Annotated in this window: 15 protein-coding genes and 2 pseudogenes; 9 read left to right on the forward strand and 8 right to left on the reverse strand. The window is 58.7% G+C overall.

The window, feature by feature from the left end:
* Positions 1 to 16 precede the first annotated feature (16 nt).
* On the forward strand, positions 17 to 697 hold the full coding sequence (locus AB4O40_RS17230; RefSeq protein WP_056726817.1) for a GNAT family N-acetyltransferase: 681 nt from the start codon (positions 17 to 19) through the stop codon (positions 695 to 697).
* A 108-nt stretch (positions 698 to 805) separates the two neighbouring features.
* On the opposite strand, the gene oadA is transcribed toward AB4O40_RS17230, so the two are convergent.
* Positions 806 to 2,614: a sodium-extruding oxaloacetate decarboxylase subunit alpha gene (gene oadA, locus AB4O40_RS17235; protein ID WP_409078199.1), complete on the reverse strand. Its 1,809-nt coding sequence runs from the start codon at positions 2,612 to 2,614 to the stop codon at positions 806 to 808.
* Between the two features lie 11 nt (positions 2,615 to 2,625).
* Positions 2,626 to 4,041: an acetyl-CoA carboxylase biotin carboxylase subunit gene (locus AB4O40_RS17240; RefSeq protein ID WP_008045577.1), complete on the reverse strand. Its 1,416-nt coding sequence runs from the start codon at positions 4,039 to 4,041 to the stop codon at positions 2,626 to 2,628.
* 191 nt (positions 4,042 to 4,232) lie between these two features.
* Between AB4O40_RS17240 and AB4O40_RS17245 the strand changes: the two genes are divergently transcribed.
* A complete protein-coding gene (locus AB4O40_RS17245; RefSeq protein ID WP_460053797.1) occupies positions 4,233 to 5,195 on the forward strand; it encodes a LysR family transcriptional regulator in 963 nt (320 codons plus the stop codon).
* Here AB4O40_RS17245 and AB4O40_RS17250 read toward each other — a convergent pair.
* On the reverse strand, positions 5,137 to 5,346 hold the full coding sequence (locus AB4O40_RS17250; RefSeq protein WP_046038865.1) for a PA3496 family putative envelope integrity protein: 210 nt from the start codon (positions 5,344 to 5,346) through the stop codon (positions 5,137 to 5,139). The genes AB4O40_RS17245 and AB4O40_RS17250 overlap by 59 nt on opposite strands.
* A 176-nt stretch (positions 5,347 to 5,522) precedes the next feature.
* The gene (gene hexR, locus AB4O40_RS17255; RefSeq protein ID WP_007954250.1) at positions 5,523 to 6,389 is read right to left on the reverse strand and encodes a transcriptional regulator HexR; all 867 of its coding nucleotides are present in this window, start codon (positions 6,387 to 6,389) and stop codon (positions 5,523 to 5,525) included.
* Positions 6,390 to 6,725: 336 nt separating this feature from the next.
* Between hexR and AB4O40_RS17260 the strand changes: the two genes are divergently transcribed.
* Positions 6,726 to 7,034 (forward strand): hypothetical protein, encoded by a 309-nt coding sequence (locus tag AB4O40_RS17260; RefSeq protein ID WP_056726814.1) that lies wholly within the window; start codon positions 6,726 to 6,728, stop codon positions 7,032 to 7,034.
* Positions 7,035 to 7,282: 248 nt separating this feature from the next.
* Here the strand turns inward: AB4O40_RS17260 and AB4O40_RS17265 are convergent.
* Positions 7,283 to 7,599: pseudogene (locus AB4O40_RS17265) on the reverse strand (transposase); the annotation flags it as partial.
* A gap of 200 nt (positions 7,600 to 7,799) precedes the next feature.
* Here AB4O40_RS17265 and AB4O40_RS17270 point away from each other — a divergent pair.
* Positions 7,800 to 8,114, forward strand: coding sequence for a hypothetical protein (locus AB4O40_RS17270; RefSeq protein ID WP_056726812.1), 315 nt, complete (start codon positions 7,800 to 7,802; stop codon positions 8,112 to 8,114).
* Positions 8,115 to 8,185: 71 nt separating this feature from the next.
* Here the strand turns inward: AB4O40_RS17270 and AB4O40_RS17275 are convergent, their stop codons facing one another.
* Positions 8,186 to 11,056: an EAL domain-containing protein gene (locus tag AB4O40_RS17275; protein WP_460053795.1), complete on the reverse strand. Its 2,871-nt coding sequence runs from the start codon at positions 11,054 to 11,056 to the stop codon at positions 8,186 to 8,188.
* 256 nt (positions 11,057 to 11,312) lie between these two features.
* Between AB4O40_RS17275 and uvrD the strand changes: the two genes are divergently transcribed.
* The 4 genes and pseudogenes from uvrD to AB4O40_RS17295 all read left to right on the forward strand — a co-directional run bounded on the left by uvrD (position 11,313) and on the right by AB4O40_RS17295 (position 15,289).
* Positions 11,313 to 13,496 carry a DNA helicase II gene (uvrD, locus tag AB4O40_RS17280; RefSeq protein ID WP_056726810.1) on the forward strand — a complete coding sequence of 728 codons (2,184 nt, stop codon included), beginning with the start codon at positions 11,313 to 11,315 and terminating at the stop codon, positions 13,494 to 13,496.
* Positions 13,497 to 13,517: 21 nt separating this feature from the next.
* Positions 13,518 to 13,655: pseudogene (locus AB4O40_RS17285) on the forward strand (EamA family transporter); the annotation flags it as partial.
* Positions 13,656 to 13,864: 209 nt separating this feature from the next.
* The gene (locus AB4O40_RS17290; RefSeq protein ID WP_056726809.1) at positions 13,865 to 14,743 is read left to right on the forward strand and encodes a Tim44 domain-containing protein; all 879 of its coding nucleotides are present in this window, start codon (positions 13,865 to 13,867) and stop codon (positions 14,741 to 14,743) included.
* 138 nt (positions 14,744 to 14,881) lie between these two features.
* Complete coding sequence (locus tag AB4O40_RS17295) at positions 14,882 to 15,289, forward strand: SMI1/KNR4 family protein (RefSeq protein ID WP_019694340.1); 408 nt, start codon at positions 14,882 to 14,884, stop codon at positions 15,287 to 15,289.
* Between the two features lie 22 nt (positions 15,290 to 15,311).
* Here the strand turns inward: AB4O40_RS17295 and AB4O40_RS17300 are convergent, their stop codons facing one another.
* Complete coding sequence (locus AB4O40_RS17300; RefSeq protein ID WP_460053794.1) at positions 15,312 to 17,075, reverse strand: cation:proton antiporter; 1,764 nt, start codon at positions 17,073 to 17,075, stop codon at positions 15,312 to 15,314.
* 286 nt (positions 17,076 to 17,361) lie between these two features.
* Between AB4O40_RS17300 and AB4O40_RS17305 the strand changes: the two genes are divergently transcribed.
* Positions 17,362 to 17,844 carry an acyl-CoA thioesterase gene (locus AB4O40_RS17305; RefSeq protein WP_056726807.1) on the forward strand — a complete coding sequence of 161 codons (483 nt, stop codon included), beginning with the start codon at positions 17,362 to 17,364 and terminating at the stop codon, positions 17,842 to 17,844.
* Positions 17,845 to 17,937: 93 nt separating this feature from the next.
* On the opposite strand, the gene pdxY is transcribed toward AB4O40_RS17305, so the two are convergent.
* The gene (pdxY, locus tag AB4O40_RS17310) at positions 17,938 to 18,810 is read right to left on the reverse strand and encodes a pyridoxal kinase PdxY (protein WP_056726806.1); all 873 of its coding nucleotides are present in this window, start codon (positions 18,808 to 18,810) and stop codon (positions 17,938 to 17,940) included.
* Positions 18,811 to 18,868: the final 58 nt, after the last annotated feature.

Below are 18,868 nucleotides of genomic sequence, written 5' to 3' on the forward strand. Positions count from 1 at the left end.
GTTCAAGGAGAACAGCATGTCGATTTCACTCGCCGACTGGAAAGGCGTCCCGGCCCCCACGACTCAACTGATCGAAGGGCGTTACATCCGCCTGGAAAAACTCGACCCGGCGCGCCACGGCGACGACCTGTTCAACGCCCTGCAAGGCCCCGGCGCCGACCCGAAGCTGTGGGACTACCTGCCTTACGGCCCCTTCCCTGAGCGCAGCGTCTTCAACGACTGGCTGAACAACCACGCGGCCAGTAGCGACCCGTATTTCTTCAGCGTAATCGACCGCGCCAGCGGCGAGGTCCAGGGCATACTCAGCCTGATGTCCATCGTCCCGGCCCAGGGCCGCATCGAAATCGGCCACGTTACCTTCGGCGCCCCGATGCAGCGCTCGCCGAAAAGCACCGAGGCGGTTTACCTGTTGGCCAAGGAATCCTTTGCCCTGGGTTACCGTCGCCTGGAATGGAAATGCAACAACGCCAACGCCCGCTCCAAATACGCGGCCGAGCGCCTGGGCTTCAGTTTTGAGGGAGTGTTCCGTCAGCACATGGTGGTCAAAGGACAAAATCGGGACACCGCGTGGTACTCGATTCTGGATTCGGAATGGCCGGCGATTGGCGCCGGGTTCGAGAAGTGGCTGAGCGATGAGAACCAAACCGCCTCGGGTCAGGTTAAAGGGTTGGTGGAGTGCAGAACGCAACAGTCCTGAATCCATAAAACCGCAGTCTTCGGCGAAGGCCGCGGGTTGAATTTCGGGCGAAAAAAAGGGGAGCACATGCTCCCCCGAGGTATAAAGCGTTGTATCGCGGCTGTTAACTCAGCCTTCGATCTCGATCAGGATCTCGCCCGGGTTCACCCGGTCGCCCTTGGCCACGTGAATGGCGGTGACTTTACCGGCGATGGCTGCCTGGACTTCGGTTTCCATCTTCATCGCTTCGGTGATCAGCACGGCCTGGCCTGCCTTGACGGTGTCGCCTTCCTTGACCAGCACGTCGACGATGTTGCCCGGCATGGTGGTGCTGACGTGACCCGGTGCAGTGGCTTGCTTGCGCTTGCTGCTGCCGCCGCCGACGAATTCGTTGAGCGGCTCAAACACCACTTCTTCCGGCATACCGTCGATGGACAGGTAGAAGTGACGCTTGCCCTCGGCCTTGACGCCGACGCCGGTGATGTCGACGCGGTAGGTTTCGCCGTGAACGTCGATGACGAACTCGGTTGGCACGCCTTCCCCACCAACAGAAGCGACGCCGCCGGCTTCAGGAATCGGCAGCAACACTTCAGGGGTCAGGGTGCCGGCAGCACGTTCTTCGAGGAACTTGCGACCGATGTCCGGGAACATGGCGAAGGTCAGTACGTCTTCTTCAGACTTGGCCAGTGCACCGATGTCGGCACGCAGCTTGGCCATTTCCGGCTTGAGCAGATCGGCCGGACGAACGTCGATCACTTCTTCGCTGCCGATGGCCTGGCGACGCAGTTGTTCGTTCACGGTGCCCGGCGCCTTACCGTAACCGCCTTGCAGGTACAGTTTCACTTCGTTGGTGATGGTCTTGTAGCGCTCGCCGGCCAGCACGTTGAAGAACGCCTGGGTGCCGACGATCTGCGAAGTCGGAGTCACCAGCGGCGGGAAGCCGAGGTCTTCACGAACCCGCGGGATTTCGGCCAGCACTTCGCTCATGCGATTGAGTGCGCCCTGCTCTTTCAACTGGTTGGCCAGGTTGGAGATCATCCCGCCCGGTACCTGGTTGACTTGAACACGGGTGTCGACGGCGGTGAATTCACTTTCGAACTGGTGGTACTTCTTGCGCACGGCGTAGAAGTACAGGCCGATCTCCTGCAGCAGCTCCAGGTTCAGGCCGGTGTCGAACTCGCTGCCTTTAAGGGCGGCGACCATCGACTCGGTACCCGGGTGGCTGGTGCCCCAGGCGAAACTGGAGATCGCGGTGTCGATGTGGTCGGCACCGTTTTCGATGGCCTTCATTTGGCACATCGCGGCCAGACCAGCCGTGTCGTGGGAGTGAATGAACACTGGCAGCGATTGCTCGGCTTTCAGCGCCTTGACCAGTTCGCCGGTGGCGTACGGGGTCAGCAGGCCGGCCATGTCCTTGATCGCCACCGAGTCGCAACCCATGGCTTCCATTTGCTTGGCCTGGCTCACGAAGGCCTCGATGGTGTGCACCGGGCTGGTGGTGTAGGCGATGGTGCCCTGGGCGTGTTTGCCGGCGGCTTTCACCGCTTCGATGGCCACGCGCAGGTTACGCACGTCGTTCATGGCGTCGAAGATGCGGAACACGTCGATACCGTTGACCGCCGCCTTGGCGACGAAGGCCTTGACCACGTCGTCGCTGTAGTGGCGGTAGCCCAGCAGGTTCTGGCCACGCAGCAGCATTTGCAGACGGGTGTTAGGCAGCGCCGCGCGCAGTTGGCGCAGACGCTCCCACGGGTCTTCTTTCAGGAAGCGAACGCAGGCGTCGAAGGTCGCGCCGCCCCAGCATTCCAGTGACCAATAGCCGACTTTGTCGAGCTTGTCGCAGATCGGCAGCATGTCTTCGGTGCGCATGCGAGTGGCGAGCAGCGATTGGTGGGCGTCGCGCAGGATTGTGTCGGTAACGTGGATTTGTTTGCTCATTGTTCTATTCCTCACAGGCCTGCGTGGGCGGCGATGGCGGCGGCGATGGCCAGGGCCAGCTCTTCGGGTTTGCGCTTGATCGAGTAGTTGGTCAGTTCAGGGTGGCTTTCAACGAAGCTGGTGTTGAACTGGCCGCTACGGAATTCCGGGTTACGCAGGATTTCCTGGTAGTACGCGGCGGTGGTCTTGACCCCTTGCAGACGCATGTCGTCCAGGGCGCGCAAGCCACGGTCCATCGCCTCTTCCCAGGTCAGCGCCCACACCACCAGTTTCAGGCACATCGAGTCGTAGTACGGCGGGATGGTGTAGCCGGTGTAGATTGCCGTGTCGGTGCGCACGCCAGGGCCACCGGGGGCGTAGTAACGGGTGATCTTGCCGAAGCTCGGCAGGAAGTTGTTCTTCGGGTCTTCGGCGTTGATCCGGAATTGCAGGGCGAAACCACGGTGGTGGATGTCTTCCTGCTTCACCGAAAGCGGCAGGCCGGAGGCAATGCGAATCTGCTCACGGACAATGTCGATACCAGTGATTTCTTCGGTGATGGTGTGTTCCACCTGCACCCGGGTGTTCATCTCCATGAAGTACACCTCGCCCTCGGCGAGCAGGAACTCCACGGTACCGGCGTTCTCGTATCCCACGGCCTTGGCTGCGCGCACCGACAGGTCACCGATGTAGGCGCGCTGTTCCGGGGTCAGTTGCGGGCTCGGGGCGATTTCGATCAGCTTCTGGTTGCGGCGCTGGATCGAGCAGTCACGCTCGAACAGGTGCACCACGTTGCCAAAGCTGTCGCCAAGAATCTGTGCTTCGATATGCTTCGGATTAACGATGCATTTTTCCAGGAACACTTCCGCCGAACCGAACGCCTTGGTGGCTTCGGAAATGACACGCGGGAAAGCCTGTTCGAGTTCTTCGCGGCTGTTGCAGCGACGAATGCCGCGGCCGCCACCACCGGAAGTGGCCTTGAGCATCACCGGGTAACCGATGCGATCGCCTTCGGTCAGGGCTTCTTCAATTCCCGACACGTTGCCTTCGGTGCCCGGGGTCACCGGTACGCCGGCCTTGATCATGCTGCGGCGCGCTTCGGTCTTGTCGCCCATACGGCGAATCACTTCAGCCGACGGGCCAATGAATTTGATCCCGCGTTCGGCGCAGATCTCCGCCAGCTCGGCGTTTTCCGAAAGGAAGCCATAGCCTGGGTGCAGTGCATCGCAACCGGTTTCCACCGCCAGATTCACCAGCTTGCGCGGGTTCAGGTAACCGGCCAGCGGCTCGGCACCAATGCTATGGGCCTCGTCCGCACGCTTGACGTGCAGAGCATGACGGTCGGCATCGGAGTAGATCGCGACCGAGCGAATGCCCATTTCGGCGCAGGCACGTACGATTCGTACGGCAATCTCACCACGGTTGGCGATCAGGATCTTTGTTATCACTTGGAGGTTCCCTTGAGCCGGTGGTACCCACGACCTGCTAGACCCAGGTCGACGCGTGACCAAATGTTTCAATTTGGTCGCAGGTCCACACTAGCGCCCACAAGGGATTAACAAAAATGAATAAAAATTGGGTCGTGCATAAGTAAAGACTTATAGTTGATTCACCAACCAGCGACGAGAGCGACCAGATAATGCGTAAGTCATTGATGCGTATGACTTTGCGGCAATTACAGATCTTCAACGAGGTCTGTGATTTGCGCTCCTACAGCCGCGCGGCCGAGGAAATGTCGCTCACACAACCTGCCGTCAGCCTGCAGATTCGTCAACTTGAAGAGCTGATTGGTCAGCCTTTGTTCGATTACGTCGGCAAAAAACTCTACATGACCGAAGCGGCTGAAGCGTTACAGCGGGCCAGCCGGGATATTTTCGGGCGCCTGGAAAACCTCGACATGCAGCTGTCGGACATGCAGGGCTCGTTGCAGGGGCAGCTGAAACTGGCGATCGAATCCAGCGCCAAATACTTCGTGCCGCATCTGTTTGCCGCGTTCAAACGCCAGCACCCGGAAGTGAACCTGCAACTGACGGTGGTCAACCGTGGCCAGGTCATTCGGCGCCTGTCGGACAACCGCGACGACCTGGTGATCATGTCCATGGTGCCCCAGGACATGGGCCTGGAATTCCTGCCGTTCCTGAACAACCCGATCGTCGCCGTGGCGCCACCGGATCACCCGCTGTGTCATATGGGGCCGCTGCGCTTGCAGGATCTGGAGCCCTACACACTGCTGCTACGCGAACCCGGCTCCGGGACACGGCTTGCGTGCGAAGAATACTTCAAAGAGAAGCGCGTGCACTTCAACCAGACTCAGGAAGTCTCGTCTGCCGAAGCTCAGCGTGAATGTGTGCTGGCAGGCCTGGGCGTTGCGCTGTTGACGCGCCACGCCCTGAGCCTCGAGCTGGCAACCGGTGGGCTGATCGAGCTACCGGTCGAAGAGCTGCCACTGTTTCGCAGTTGGTGCCTGGTGCAGGCCAAGGCGAAACGCCTGTCACCGGTGGCTCACGCCTTCCTGGCGTTTATCCGCAGCGAACGGATTCAGATCAGCGCGCTGGTTGAGCGTTTCGACGGGACGCCGAGGGAGATGCCTGCCAGAAATTGAGTTCCAATTCCGGGAAATCGCCTATTTCGGCCAGAAGCTGACGGCGTTCGCAGCGATCTTCAATGGCGCGACGGAATTCCATGCGGCGCTGATCTTCTTGCTGACGACGGGTTTTGACAGCGCTGTTGCGTTCTTCGTAGGGCATGGCCATTTCGAGTCTCCCAAGGCGAGTACGGGAGTTTCAAGATAGGCGCGGGGGATGACGGTTTGGCGGCTTGGGCGTTACAGGGAGATGAACATTCAGAAGCAAAGATCGCAGCCTTCGGCAGCTCCTACGCAGGAACGCGAATACCTGTAGGAGCTGCCGAAGGCTGCGATCCCTTGATCTTAGTCGTCAAGCGCTTTCACCGACTTGGGCGACAGCCGCAAGCTGCGCAGGCTGCGCTTGACGCTCTTGAGGTGGTTGACCAGGCTCGGGCCACGCGCCATGGCCACGCCCATCGCCAGCACGTCGATCACCACCAGGTGGGCGATACGCGAAGTCAGCGGCGTATAGATTTCAGTGTCTTCATGCACATCGATCGCCAGATTGACCGTAGACAGTTCAGCCAACGGCGTCTGGCTCGGGCACAAGGTGATCAACGAGGCACCGCTTTCGCGCACCAGGTTGGCGGTGATCAGCAGGTCCTTGGAGCGCCCGGACTGGGAAATGCAGATCGCCACGTCGGTTGGCTTGAGCGTCACGGCCGACATCGCCTGCATGTGCGGATCGGAATACGCCGCAGCAGTGAGCAGCAGGCGGAAGAACTTGTGCTGGGCGTCCGCGGCGACCGCACCCGAGGCGCCAAAGCCGTAGAACTCCACACGCTGGGCCTGGGACATCAGCGTCACCGCCCGCTGCAACTCCAGCGGATCGAGCTTCTCGCGAACCTCCATCAGCGTATGCAGGGTGGTGTCGAAGATTTTCAGGCTGTAGTCGGCGACCGAGTCATCCTCATGGATCGCAAACTGGCCGAAACTCGCACCTGCCGCCAGACTCTGGGCCAGCTTCAGCTTCAGGTCCTGAAAGCCGGAACAACCGATGGCACGGCAAAAACGCACGATGGTCGGTTCGCTGATGCCCACGCTGTGGGCCAGGTCGGCCATGGAGCTGTGCATCACGGCCGCAGGATCGAGCAGCACGTGGTCGGCGACCTTGAGCTCCGACTTGCGTAACAGGTGGCGAGACTGGGCGATGTGTTGCAGCAGATTCAAAGGGCTGGACTCTTTGTTATTGGCAGGTGCCGGGGATGTAGCACGCTTGTAGTTATACTACATGAATCGGCTTTTTGCCTGCTCAATGCGTTACCGAATCCCTCGATTTCACGCGCGGGCACCTCATGTAGCCCTCGTCGACAGATGCAAGCCAGTGATCGATCAGGCCCACGAGAAAAAGACAGCTTCTGCTCCAGCCACTGGAAGTTCATATAACAATAAAATCAAACATACAAATTTACATAGTCCACCAACAAACACCACCATTAACATATTCAACCTTGCTACATTAATTTCGCAGGAGCAAAACAACCTAATCAAAAGGAACTGAATACAATGAGCATTCAAACAAAAAACTGGACAGCACAAATTAACCGCATGCCTGGCGCCACTTATTTTCGAGTGTCTGGTACCGTAACTGTTACTGACTCAGGCATTATGCCAAAGCTTGTGCCAAGCCAGGTACAAGACACTCCCTTCCTGCCTCTGGAACTGATCCTTGAGGATCAAAAAGGCATTTTGCCAGTCTTAACAGACAGAGTTGTAGAATACAAAATACCTGGAATCCACGCCGTAACCAGCGTTGGAATTTTTTATAACGGAGAATTATTGCACCACATTGACAAAGTAATAATAACTGACTAATAACTTGTCATTCTTACGCAATACCGGGCCTCCCGCCTAGCAACTAATAACGGGAGTGGGGATTGCGATAACAATTCATTCGGTGCGCTACTCTCTTGGGGATGGTCTGACGTAGCGATGTGTTTCTGGCTGACTTCGGTCACCGCCGATTTTGAAAGTGACGCATCGATCCAAAAAACGCTGAGATCACTCACGCCCCCCTGTTTTTTAGCCGTCGCGAGCACCTCGCGGCGGCTATTCCCCACACTAAGGCGCATCTCTACTGCATGGCTCAGTAAATATCGGCGGGCCATCCACAGATTCGACAGTGCAAACAGCGTCACCCGCTGTGCGGTGTTCTTGGCCAGCCACGAAAGCCTGTCTTCACATAACCGAACTGGCGCTTGATCACCCGGAACAGGTGCTCGACCTTCACCCTTACCTGCGCCTCGGCTTTTTCGATCTTGCGCCTGGCTTTGTACAGGACGCTGCGCTTGCGCAGTTTTTGGTAGGTGCTACGCCGGGCGGCAATTTTCCAGATGACCTGGCGACCTTCATGCTCGGGGCGTTTCTCCACGCCGGTATAAGCCACCAACTAGTGCTTTTCCAGCAGGCGACAGAAGTTGAAGATCGTGGTTTCGTCGGCGGATCACTGCAGCCGAACCAATTCAATAGCTGCACACACCGCCTTACAAATCCAACCAACTTAACTCAAGCGTGACAAACCACGGCTGGATATATTAATTCCGCAGGAAGCAAAAAAATCATTTAAAGGAGCTACCTATCATGACCATTAAAACCAAAGACTGGTCCGCACATATTGACGGCATGCCTCCCGGCACCTGGATCAACGTCGAGGGCACCGTAACCGTTGCCCACTCTGGCATCACTCCGAAGCTGGAAATGGCCAACGCCTGCGAACCGCGCCTGGAGCTTAAATTGGAAAGTTCCAATGAAACGTCACTGCAGGTTGAAACCGATAAGCGTGTTAGATATTTCGCATGGGGGAATTACAACTCCGATTTCAAGTTCACCAGCGTTAGTATCTTCTACGAAGGCAAGTTGCTGCACCATATTGATAAAATAACGTTTACTAGCTAAAAGCATAAACTGCTTCCGGCAATTCAGGCGTCCCGCAGCCTCGTCTGCCTGATAGACGGGACGCCACCGTCTCAGCTTGCGGCTTGCGTGTGCAGTAAACCCGCCAACGTCTCGGCCTCAACTGGACGGCTGATCAAATAGCCCTGTACTTCATCGCAGCGCTCGGCTTTCAGGAACTCAAGCTGTTCTTCCCGCTCCACCCCCTCCGCCACGACCTTCAGCTTCAGGCCGTGAGCCATGGCAATGATTGCCCGGGTAATCGCCGCGTCTTCACTGCCCTCCCCCAAGCCACGGATAAACGCCTGATCAATCTTCACGTAGTCCACCGGGATTCGCTTGAGATAGCTCAGGGAGGAGTAACCGGTGCCAAAATCGTCAATGGCCAGTTTCACTCCGAGATCACGCAATTGCTGGAAGGTTGCGATGATGTGCTCGACGCTGTCCAGCAACTGGCTTTCGGTGAGTTCCAGCTCCAGCAGTTGCGGCGCCAGCCCGGTCTCTTCCAGCACCTGCCGCACCAGGCTGACCAGCTTGCCCTGGCGCAATTGATGCACCGACAGATTGACCGACACCCGTATCGCGTCCAGCCCCTGCCGTTGCCACTCACAGGCTTGCCAGCAGGCCTGACGCAGCACGAACTCACCGATCGGGCCGATCAATCCGGTTTCTTCAGCCAGGCCGATGAAATCCCCCGGCGGCACGCGTCCCATGGTCGGATGATCCCAACGCACCAAGGCTTCGGCGGCATTCAATCGGCCAGTGGCCAGGCACAGTTTCGGCTGGTAAAACACCTTCAGTTGTTTGTCTTCGATGGCTTTGCGCAGATGGTTTTCCAACTGTAAACGCTCCAGCGTGCTGGCTTGCAAGCTGTCGGTGTAAAACTGAAAATTATCGCCACCCAGATGTTTGGCGTGCTGCATCGCCATGTTCGACTGACTGACCAATGCCGATATTTCCCGCGCGCTGTCCGGCAGCAGGCTGATGCCCATCGATGCGCTGACCACCAGCTCATGCCCGTCAATGGTCACCGGCAAACGCAATTTGTTCGCCAGACGAGTCGCCACCCGGGCCAGGCTCGAAAGGTTACCGTAGGAATTGAACAGCACGGCAAACTCATCACCGGAAAGGCGTGCGATGGTGTCTGCTTCAGGCAATGCATTCACCAGTCGCCGGGCCATTTTCTGCAACAACTGGTCGGCGACTTCATGCCCCAGGCTGTCGTTGAGTTGCTTGAACCGGTCGAGATTGATGTGCAGCAACGCCAGGCTGCGGTAACCGCCCTGTCGCACCCGTTGATGAGCCTCGCTGAGTCGCTCGCGAAACATCGCGCGGTTGGCCAGACCGGTAAGTTCGTCGTAATGGGTCAGATAGCGCATGCGCTCTTCGGATTCTCGGCGAGCCGAGAGATCGGCGAAGAAACCCACAATATGGCTTACATTTCCCCGGGTATCGCGTACAGCATTCAGTTGCAGCCATTGCGGATACATCTCGCCGTTCTTGCGGGCTTCCACCAATTCGCCTTGCCAGCTCCCTTGCTGCTCCAGTGCCTGATGTATTGCAGCGTAATGCCGACGAGCATCGCGACTGCATGGCAACTCAACGACGTTGCGTCCGATCATGTCGTCGATGTCATAGCCGGTCACCTGACTGAAGGCTTGATTGATCGCGATCAGGACGTAGTTCGGATCGAAAATCACGATCCCTTCGCTGGCCGCCTCGAATACGGTTGCCGCCAGTTGCCGCTGCTCTTCCAGGCCTTTGCTGGCGCTGATATCGCGACGAGTGCCGACCATGCGAATCACCCGGCCGTTGTCGGCACGCTCGACTGCCCGCCCGCGGTCCTCGATCCAGACCCAGTGGCCATCGCCATGCCGCACGCGATACTCGATTTGATAGTCCTCGGTGCGGCCCTTCAAATGCTCGACCAGCGCCCTTTTCAGCCCAGGAAGATCCTCAGGGTGAAGGCGCGGCTTGAGGTGACGCAGTATCGCCGTGACCTGTTCCGGCTCCAGGCCGAACAATTCCTGAATCTGTGTGTGATGGACTTCGTCGGTTTGCAGATTCCAGTCCCATAACCCCAATTCGCTGGCTTTCAACGCCAGCGCCAGACGCGCCTCACTCTTGCTCAGCGCCTGGTTGGCGGCGTCCAGTTCCAGGCTGCGTTGAGCGACTCGGTTTTCCAGGTCGACCTGGATCTCTCGCAACTCGTCCTCGGCACGTCGGCGCTGCTCTATCTGAGTGGCCAGCTTCTGATTGAGCTGATCACTGCAGCTTTGCGCCTGCTGCAGATGCTCGATCAGTGCCTGATTCTGAAAGCGTCGCATCAAGCCCCGATCGATCAATCGATTCACCTGCCAGGCAACCACGCTCAACGCACCGAGCAGGATCAGCCCGAACCAGCCCCAACCTTGCTGCTGTTCGTCAGCGCCCCAAAACATATAGGCGATGGCCGGCAACAGGCAGGGCAAGGTGAATGACAGAAAGGCCGGCAAGCTGACCGCATAAGCCACGCTGGCCGAGAGCGCCGCGGCACCGATGAGGCCGAAGACCCAGGCTTGCTGAATGAAGTTATCGGCAGGAACCAGGGCAATGCCGGCACCTGCCAGCGTCAGACCGGTGAGACCGGAGCCCAGCAAAAACATCCGTCGCCAAACGGGATGGGCCTGACGGTTGGGAATGGCCGAGTCGAAGGCTGCGACCTGAATCACCCGCAATGCCACCAACGACAACAACCACACCAGCCAGACACTGACCAGAAAATAGCGCTGCGGGCTCCAGAGCAAACCGGCGCAGACCAGGCCATTGATCAGCATGAACAACGTGGGCAGCAGCGAACCTTGATACAACAGGCGCGTGCGTTCGACCGCCATTTCCATGGCGTACTGTTTACGGATCACCCGAGGCTCCACAGTGGGGCCCGACAGGTCGAAGCTGAGGGTCATAGGCGATGTTCTTGTTCTTATAATGATGAGCATGTGCCCGAAACTGCTCGGAGCATACACAAGCAATTGCCCGGACCAAACTGCTGCTGATCAATAAATCGCCAAATTTTTCGGCTGCCGATGCCGCTGAAAATGCTCAAGGCACGCCCCGCCAACGCCTGCAGCCGATGACTGACCAGTCGTCCTTCACATAACTTTCATCGGTTAAAGCAAAGCGGGGTTTGCCCGGTGTGTCGCGGCCCCCTAGAATGCCCCGATGCGCGATGATCTCTCCCTTCTGCTGAACTCCCTCAACGATGCCCAACGTCAGGCCGTAGCGGCCCCCGTGGGTCGTCAGTTGGTCCTGGCCGGTGCTGGTTCCGGTAAAACCCGAGTGCTGGTGCACCGTATCGCCTGGTTGATCCAGGTCGAAAACGCCTCGCCCCACTCCATCCTGTCGGTGACCTTCACCAACAAGGCCGCTGCCGAGATGCGCCAGCGCATCGAGCAACTGATGGGTATTAACCCGGCCGGTATGTGGGTCGGCACCTTCCACGGCCTGGCGCACCGCCTTCTGCGGGCGCACTGGCAGGAAGCGGGCTTGAGCCAGACCTTCCAGATTCTCGACAGCGATGATCAGCAACGACTGGTCAAGCGGGTGATCCGCGAGCTTGGCCTGGACGAACAGCGCTGGCCGGCCCGTCAGGCCCAATGGTTCATCAACGGTCAGAAAGACGAAGGCCTGCGCCCTCAACACATCCAGGCCAGCGGTGACCTGTTCCTGGCGACCATGCGCGGCATCTATGAAGCCTACGAGGCCGCCTGCCTGCGTGCGGGTGTCATCGACTTCTCCGAATTGCTGCTGCGCGCCCTCGATCTGTGGCGTGATCACCCAGGCCTGCTCGCTCACTATCAAAAGCGCTTCCGGCACATCCTGGTGGACGAGTTCCAGGACACCAACGCCGTGCAATACGCCTGGTTGCGCCTGCTGGCCAAGGGTGGCGACAGCCTGATGGTCGTAGGCGACGATGACCAGTCGATCTACGGCTGGCGCGGCGCGAAAATCGAGAACATCTACCAGTATTCCGAAGACTTCCCGGACGCCGAAACCATTCGCCTGGAGCAAAACTATCGCTCCACCGCCGGCATCCTGAAAGCTGCCAACGCCTTGATCGCCAATAACACCGGACGCCTGGGCAAAGAGCTGTGGACAGACGGCGGCGAAGGCGAAGCGATCAACCTGTACGCAGCCTTCAACGAACACGACGAAGCACGCTACGTTGTCGAAACTATAGAAAGCGCGCTGAAAACCGGCTTGTCTCGTAGCGATATCGCGATTTTGTACCGCTCCAACGCCCAATCGCGGGTTCTGGAAGAAGCCTTGCTGCGCGAGCGCATTCCCTACCGTATCTATGGCGGCCAGCGCTTCTTCGAACGCGCCGAAATCAAGAACGCCATGGCCTACCTGCGCTTGCTTGAAGGTCGTGGCAACGACGCCGCGCTGGAACGGGTGATCAACGTGCCGGCCCGTGGCATCGGAGAAAAAACCGTCGAAGCGATCCGCGACCATGCGCGCCACAGCGATGTGTCGATGTGGGAAGCGATGCGCCAACTGGTGGCCAACAAAGGCCTGACCGGTCGTGCGGCCGGCGCCCTTGGCGCGTTTATCGAGCTGATCGAGAACCTCGCCGCCAAGTGCATGGAAATGCCACTGCACCTGATGACCCAGACCGTCATCGAGCAGTCGGGGCTGATCGCCTATCACGAAGCGGAAAAAGGCGAGAAAGGCCAGGCCCGGGTAGAAAACCTTGAGGAACTGGTCAGCGCCGCACGCAATTTCGAAAACAGCGAGGAAGACGAAGAGCTGACGCCATTGGCAGCGTTCCTCGGTCACGCATCGCTGGAGGCCGGCGACACCCAGGCCGACGAGCACGAAGACAGCATCCAGTTGATGACTCTGCACAGCGCCAAAGGCCTGGAATTCCCTTACGTGTTCCTGGTGGGCATGGAAGAAGGCCTGTTCCCGCACAAGATGAGCCTGGAAGAACCCGGCCGCCTTGAGGAAGAACGTCGTCTGGCCTACGTAGGCATCACCCGGGCCATGCAGAACCTGGTGATGACCTATGCCGAGACCCGACGCCTCTATGGCAGCGAGACCTACAACAAGGTGTCGCGTTTCGTACGCGAAGTTCCGAAAGGCCTGATTCAGGAGGTGCGGCTGTCCAACAGCGTCAGCCGCCCGTTCGGTGGCAACCAGTCGATGAGTGGCAGCAACCTGTTCAGCGGCAGCGAGATTCCGCAGACCGGCTTCAGCCTGGGCCAGACCGTACGCCACTCGGTGTTTGGCGATGGCGTGATCCTCAACTTCGAAGGCGCCGGGGCCCAGGCCCGGGTGCAGGTGAACTTCAGCGAAGGCAGCAAGTGGCTGATGCTGGGTTACGCCAAGCTGGAAGCTATTTAAGGTCACACTGACAGTTTATCTGTGAAAGCGAGCCTGGCCTTGATTTTGTACGCCACGGGCCAATATCAATCATTGGGATCGATCTCTACGCAGAGCTATCTGTTCCTGCTGTTGTCGGGCCTTGCCACCGGTGCATCGTGGATCTGCTATTTCCCCGCATCGGTGTCACTGGTTTCCCTGCGACGCCAGGCAAGCGTCCTACAAGCCCTGTCCACTCATCTGACAGATCAAAGTCAAAAGGCCTTATTGCACTGACTGGAGCTGAACACGACCTGTCAGGCAAAAGCCCGAAACACTCTGCCGCTAGCCAGTAACACTTCACCTGTGCAACATGGCGCGCGTGCCTTCCACAAATGGGAATTCCCTTTATGAAACGTTTTCTTAGCATCGCCATGGCGTTGTGCATCGGCCTGACGATGAGTCTCGACGTCAATGCCGCCAAGCGCTTCGGTGGTGGCAAAAGCGCAGGCGCTGCGCCGACTCACCAGACCAGCCAGATGGCTCCTTCTTCTCCAGGCATGGGCGGCGCTGCGGCGACCGCTGGTGCTGCCGGTGCCGCTGGCGCTGCCGCCAAGGCTGGTGGCGCTTCGCGCTGGCTCGGCCCGCTCGCCGGTATCGCGGCCGGTGGCCTGCTGGCATCCATGTTCATGGGTGACGGCTTCCAAGGCATGCAGATCTTCGACATCCTGATCATGGCCGTCATTGCGTTCCTGGTCTTCCGCTTTATCGCCGCCCGTCGTCGCAAGCAGCAGGAGCAGTACGCCCCGGCCGGCCACGCGCCGATGCAACGTGAGGCGTTCGAACAAAAGCCTGCCGGTGGTTCGATCTTCGGTGGCTCGGCAGCACCTGTTGCCGCTCGCCCGGTGATCAACGCGCCAGCCTGGTTCAACGAAACAAACTTCGTCGAAGCGGCGCGCAATCACTTCCAGTCCCTGCAACAGCACTGGGACGCCAACGAAATGGACAAGATCGCCGAGTTCGTGACCCCGCAAATGCTGGAGTTCCTCAAGCGTGAGCGTGCTGACCTGGGCGACGGTTTCCAGTCCACCTACATCGATAACCTCAATGTACAACTGGACGGCGTGGACGATCGCGCCGACAAGACCATTGCCACCCTGACTTTCACTGGCGTGTCGAAAACCTCGCGTTTCGACCAGGGCGAAGTCTTCAGCGAAAGCTGGAACATGGAACGTGCACAAGGCGAAAACCAGCCTTGGCTGGTAGCTGGTATCCGCCAGAACGGCTGACTCCCTCCAGCGCTTCACTTGCAGTAAACAAAACCCCGGCCTCGGCCGGGGTTTTCTATTTCGCGGTTGCATCTATAGCAAGCTACTGTATAAACCGCCCCATATAAACCGCGCCATACAAGCAAGAGGATCCCGGACGTGGAAGAAATCATCGAACAACTGCGTGAAGCCAACGAACCGGTACCGGTCCCCTTGGAATTGCCCGACGAAGACCTGCTGGTCGAAATCGAAGAACAACTGTTCATCGACATTCCGTTCGTCTTCAGAGAGTTTCTGCTGACCGTCAGCGACGTGGTATACGGCAGCCTGGAACCGGTCACCGTGACTGACCCGCAATCCCACACTTACCTGCCCGACGTTGCCGCCAACGCCTGGGACGCCGGGGTCGATCGCAGCATGATTCCGATCTGCCAGGACGGTGACAATTACTACCTGGTCGAAGAAGACGGCACCGTGGTGCTGTGGTTGGCCGAAGAAGAGCTGCTCGCCGAAGAAACCTGGGAATCGGTATGGCACTGGGCGCGGGACGTCTGGCTGGAAAGTTGATCCAGTCAACGCCGCTGGGTGGTCAATGCCCGGACGACTCCTTGTGATTATCGAGGGTTTCCAGCAACGCCACCTGCATCCGCGTATGCACGCGAATGAACCAGCGCCACAGTAGCGCCGCCACGGCGGCCGCGACTACGGCGATCAATACCAGCAACTTGTTGGTCGGCAGAATACTGGCCGACAAGGCTGCCAACAGCAAAAAGATCACCAGCAGCGACAGGATCGGGATCACTTCGGCGATTACCCGGCGCACTCGCTGCGTATGGCGCCCGGCCATCTCCGGCTTCACGCCCATTTCCGCCAGCAACATCGACAGCGCCTTTAGCTTGCGGTACGCCGCAATCAAAAAAGGCAGCGATAACAGCAGCGCCCCACCCCAAATCAACGCCTTTTGCCAGCTCGGATCACTGATCCAGCCTTGCAGGTAAGCCGACATGCGTTCGGCGAAGTACGCGCCCGAAAAGAAGATTGCGATCACGAGCGCCAGATTGACTCCCACCTGCAGCAAAATCCTGCGAATCATGGATGCCAGTAACGCGCCCTCACCCTGAGGCTGGATGCTGCGCAGCCATTCGCCATACATCCCCAACACCCGTCCCAGGCGCTCTGGCATGACGCTGGCAAGCTTGATCGACAATGGATCCGCCGCGCGGATCAGATAGGGCGTCAGCAGGGTCGTGATCACCGAAACTGCCACAGCCACGGGGTACAGAAAGTTACTGGTGACCTGCAACGTCATGCCCAGTGCCGCGATGATGAAAGAGAATTCGCCAATCTGAGAAAGACCCATCCCGACCCGCAGCGAAGTGCGTCCGTCATTACCGGCGATAAATGCACCGAGGCCGCAGGACAGCATCTTGCCAAGCACCACGGCTATGGTGATTACGGCGATTGGCCAGGCGTACTGAAGCAGGATCGCCGGATCGAGCATCAGCCCGATGGCCACGAAGAAAATCGCACTGAAAAGATCGCGGACCGGTTCAATCAGTCGTTCAATTTTCAGCAGTTGCCGGGATTCCGCCATGATCGCGCCGATCAGGAATGCCCCGAGGACCATGCTGTATTCAAGCTTGACTACCAGCAGGCAGAAGCCAAAACACAGGCCCAGTACCGTGATCAGCAGCATTTCGTTGCTGTCGAATCTGGCGACGTAGGCCAGCAACCGCGGCACCATCAGGATGCCGATGACCAACGCGACGATCATGAACAGCGACAGCTTGCCGACCGTGGACAACACTTCACCGGAGCTGACCGTGCCGCTGACCGCGATGCTGGACAGCAGCGCGATGATGCCGATGCCCAGGATGTCTTCGACGATCAGCACTCCGAATATCAACTGGGCAAACCGCTCGTTCTTCAGCTTCAGATCATTGAGCGCCTTGACGATGATGGTGGTCGAGGAAATCGCCAGGATCGCGCCGAGGAACAGTGAGTCCATGGTGTTCCAGTCGAACCAGCGACCGATCTCGTAGCCGATCCAGATCATCAGCACGATTTCCAGGAATGCCGCGATGAATGCCGTGGCACCGACCTTGAACAACTTGCGCAGGCTGAACTCCAGGCCCAGACAGAACATCAGGAATATCACCCCGAGTTCGGCAAGGGTCTTGATGGTTTCTTCGTCATGGATCAGGCCGAACGGCGGGGTATGCGGGCCAATGATGAACCCGGCGACGATGTATCCCAGCACCACCGGTTGTTTCAGGCGATGGAAGACCACGGTGACCACACCTGCGATCAACATGATCACTGCCAGATCCTGAATGAAACTTATGGCATGCATGGCGTGAGACTCCCTGGGTGGCATTGCTCGATCCCCGGACGCAGGAAATATCTGATCGAGCAGAACAAAAATCGGAATTGCACGTAGGAAATGCCCTTGAGACAGGGCTTTTTGCAGGGTAACACCGCGACTTCTGGCAGAAAGGCGGTGCAATATATGGAAACAGATCGATCCGGCGTGACGGCGACCCTGCACCCGGCGTCCCGATAACTGTTGGTTTGAAAAAACCACTGAGGCACCCGCAGAGGTGCATCCCTCAAACCTGGCCTTGACCCGTGAGAATGCTATGGAACCCGGAAACGCCCAGCTGTCGATGACGGTATTGATGACCCCCGACATGGCCAACTTCTCTGGCAATGTCCACGGCGGCACCCTGCTCAAATACCTCGACGAAGTGGCCTACGCCTGCGCCAGCCGTTATGCCGGCCGCTATGTGGTGACCCTGTCGGTGGATCAGGTCATTTTCCGCGAGCCGATCCATGTCGGCGAACTGGTGACCTTTCTCGCCTCGGTCAACTACACCGGCAACACCTCCATGGAGGTGGGCATCAAAGTGGTGACCGAGAACATCCGCGAACGCTCGGTGCGCCACACCAACAGTTGCTTCTTCACCATGGTCGCGGTGGATGACCAGCGTAAACCTGCATCGGTACCGCCGCTGCAACCGGACAACAGCGAGAGCAAGCGCCGCTTCATCCAGGCTCAGCAGCGTCGCCAGATTCGTCAAGAGCTGGAAAAGCGTTATCAGGAGATCAAGGGCGACGCTTAAAGCTAAAGATCGCAGCCTGCGGCAGCTCCTACAAGTAGGTCACATTCCCTTGTAGGAGCTGCCGCAGGCTGCGATCTTTCTGCCCAAATCTGATTAAAAACTGATCGAGGTCGCCTCAAACCGCACCCGCGGATGCGCAATCCGATCCTGAGCCCGAACCAGTTCCAACTCGTAGCTGGCACAGGCCTGGGTTTCCAGCAGCACTTCATGCACCGCCGACGCCGCGAACTCGAACGCGGCCACCAGGCTGTCGCCCAACAGCACACGGGCCAGGAACAGGCCGGACGTCAAATCGCCCACGCCCACCGGCTGACGCGGGAACGCCAGCAACGGGCGCTGCAAATGCCAGCCGCCTTCGGCCGTCACCAGCAGCATCTCGAAGACCTCCGCCGGTTTACCGGGGTAGTCCAGATGCTTGACCAGCACCGCTTTCGGACCGCGCACCAGCAATGCACGCGCCATTGCCAGGCAATCGAACAGCGATTGCGGCTTGCGCCCGGAGAAGCTGTCTAGCTCCAATTGGTTCGGGCACATGAAGTCCGCCACGGCGGCGGCCTCTTCCAGCAGGAAATCACTGACTTCCGCCGGAACACTGCAGCCCTTCTCCGGATGCCCCATGACCGGGTCACACAGGTACAGCGCCTTGGGGTTCATCGACTTGATCCGCTCCACCCCCGTCAGGATCGCCCGGCCCTGGGCCGCACTGCCGAGGTAACCGGAGAGCACCGCATCGCAGTTGCCCAGCTCGCCAATCGCCGCGATGCCTTCGACCAGGTCAGGAATCTGGTGTGGCGCCAGCACTTCACCGGCCCACTGACCGTACTGGGTGTGATTGGAGAACTGCACGGTGTTGAGCGGCCAGACATTCACCCCGACCCGTTGCATCGGGAAAACCGCGGCACTGTTGCCGGCGTGACCGAATACCACGTGGGACTGGATAGCGAGCAAATGCGGTGTACGTTTCATGCGGTGGATTTCCGTAAAACGATTGAAATTCTAGCCGCGCAGTATGCGACTAAACGCA

The sequence above is a fragment of the Pseudomonas sp. S2_F07 genome, assembly GCF_054668325.1.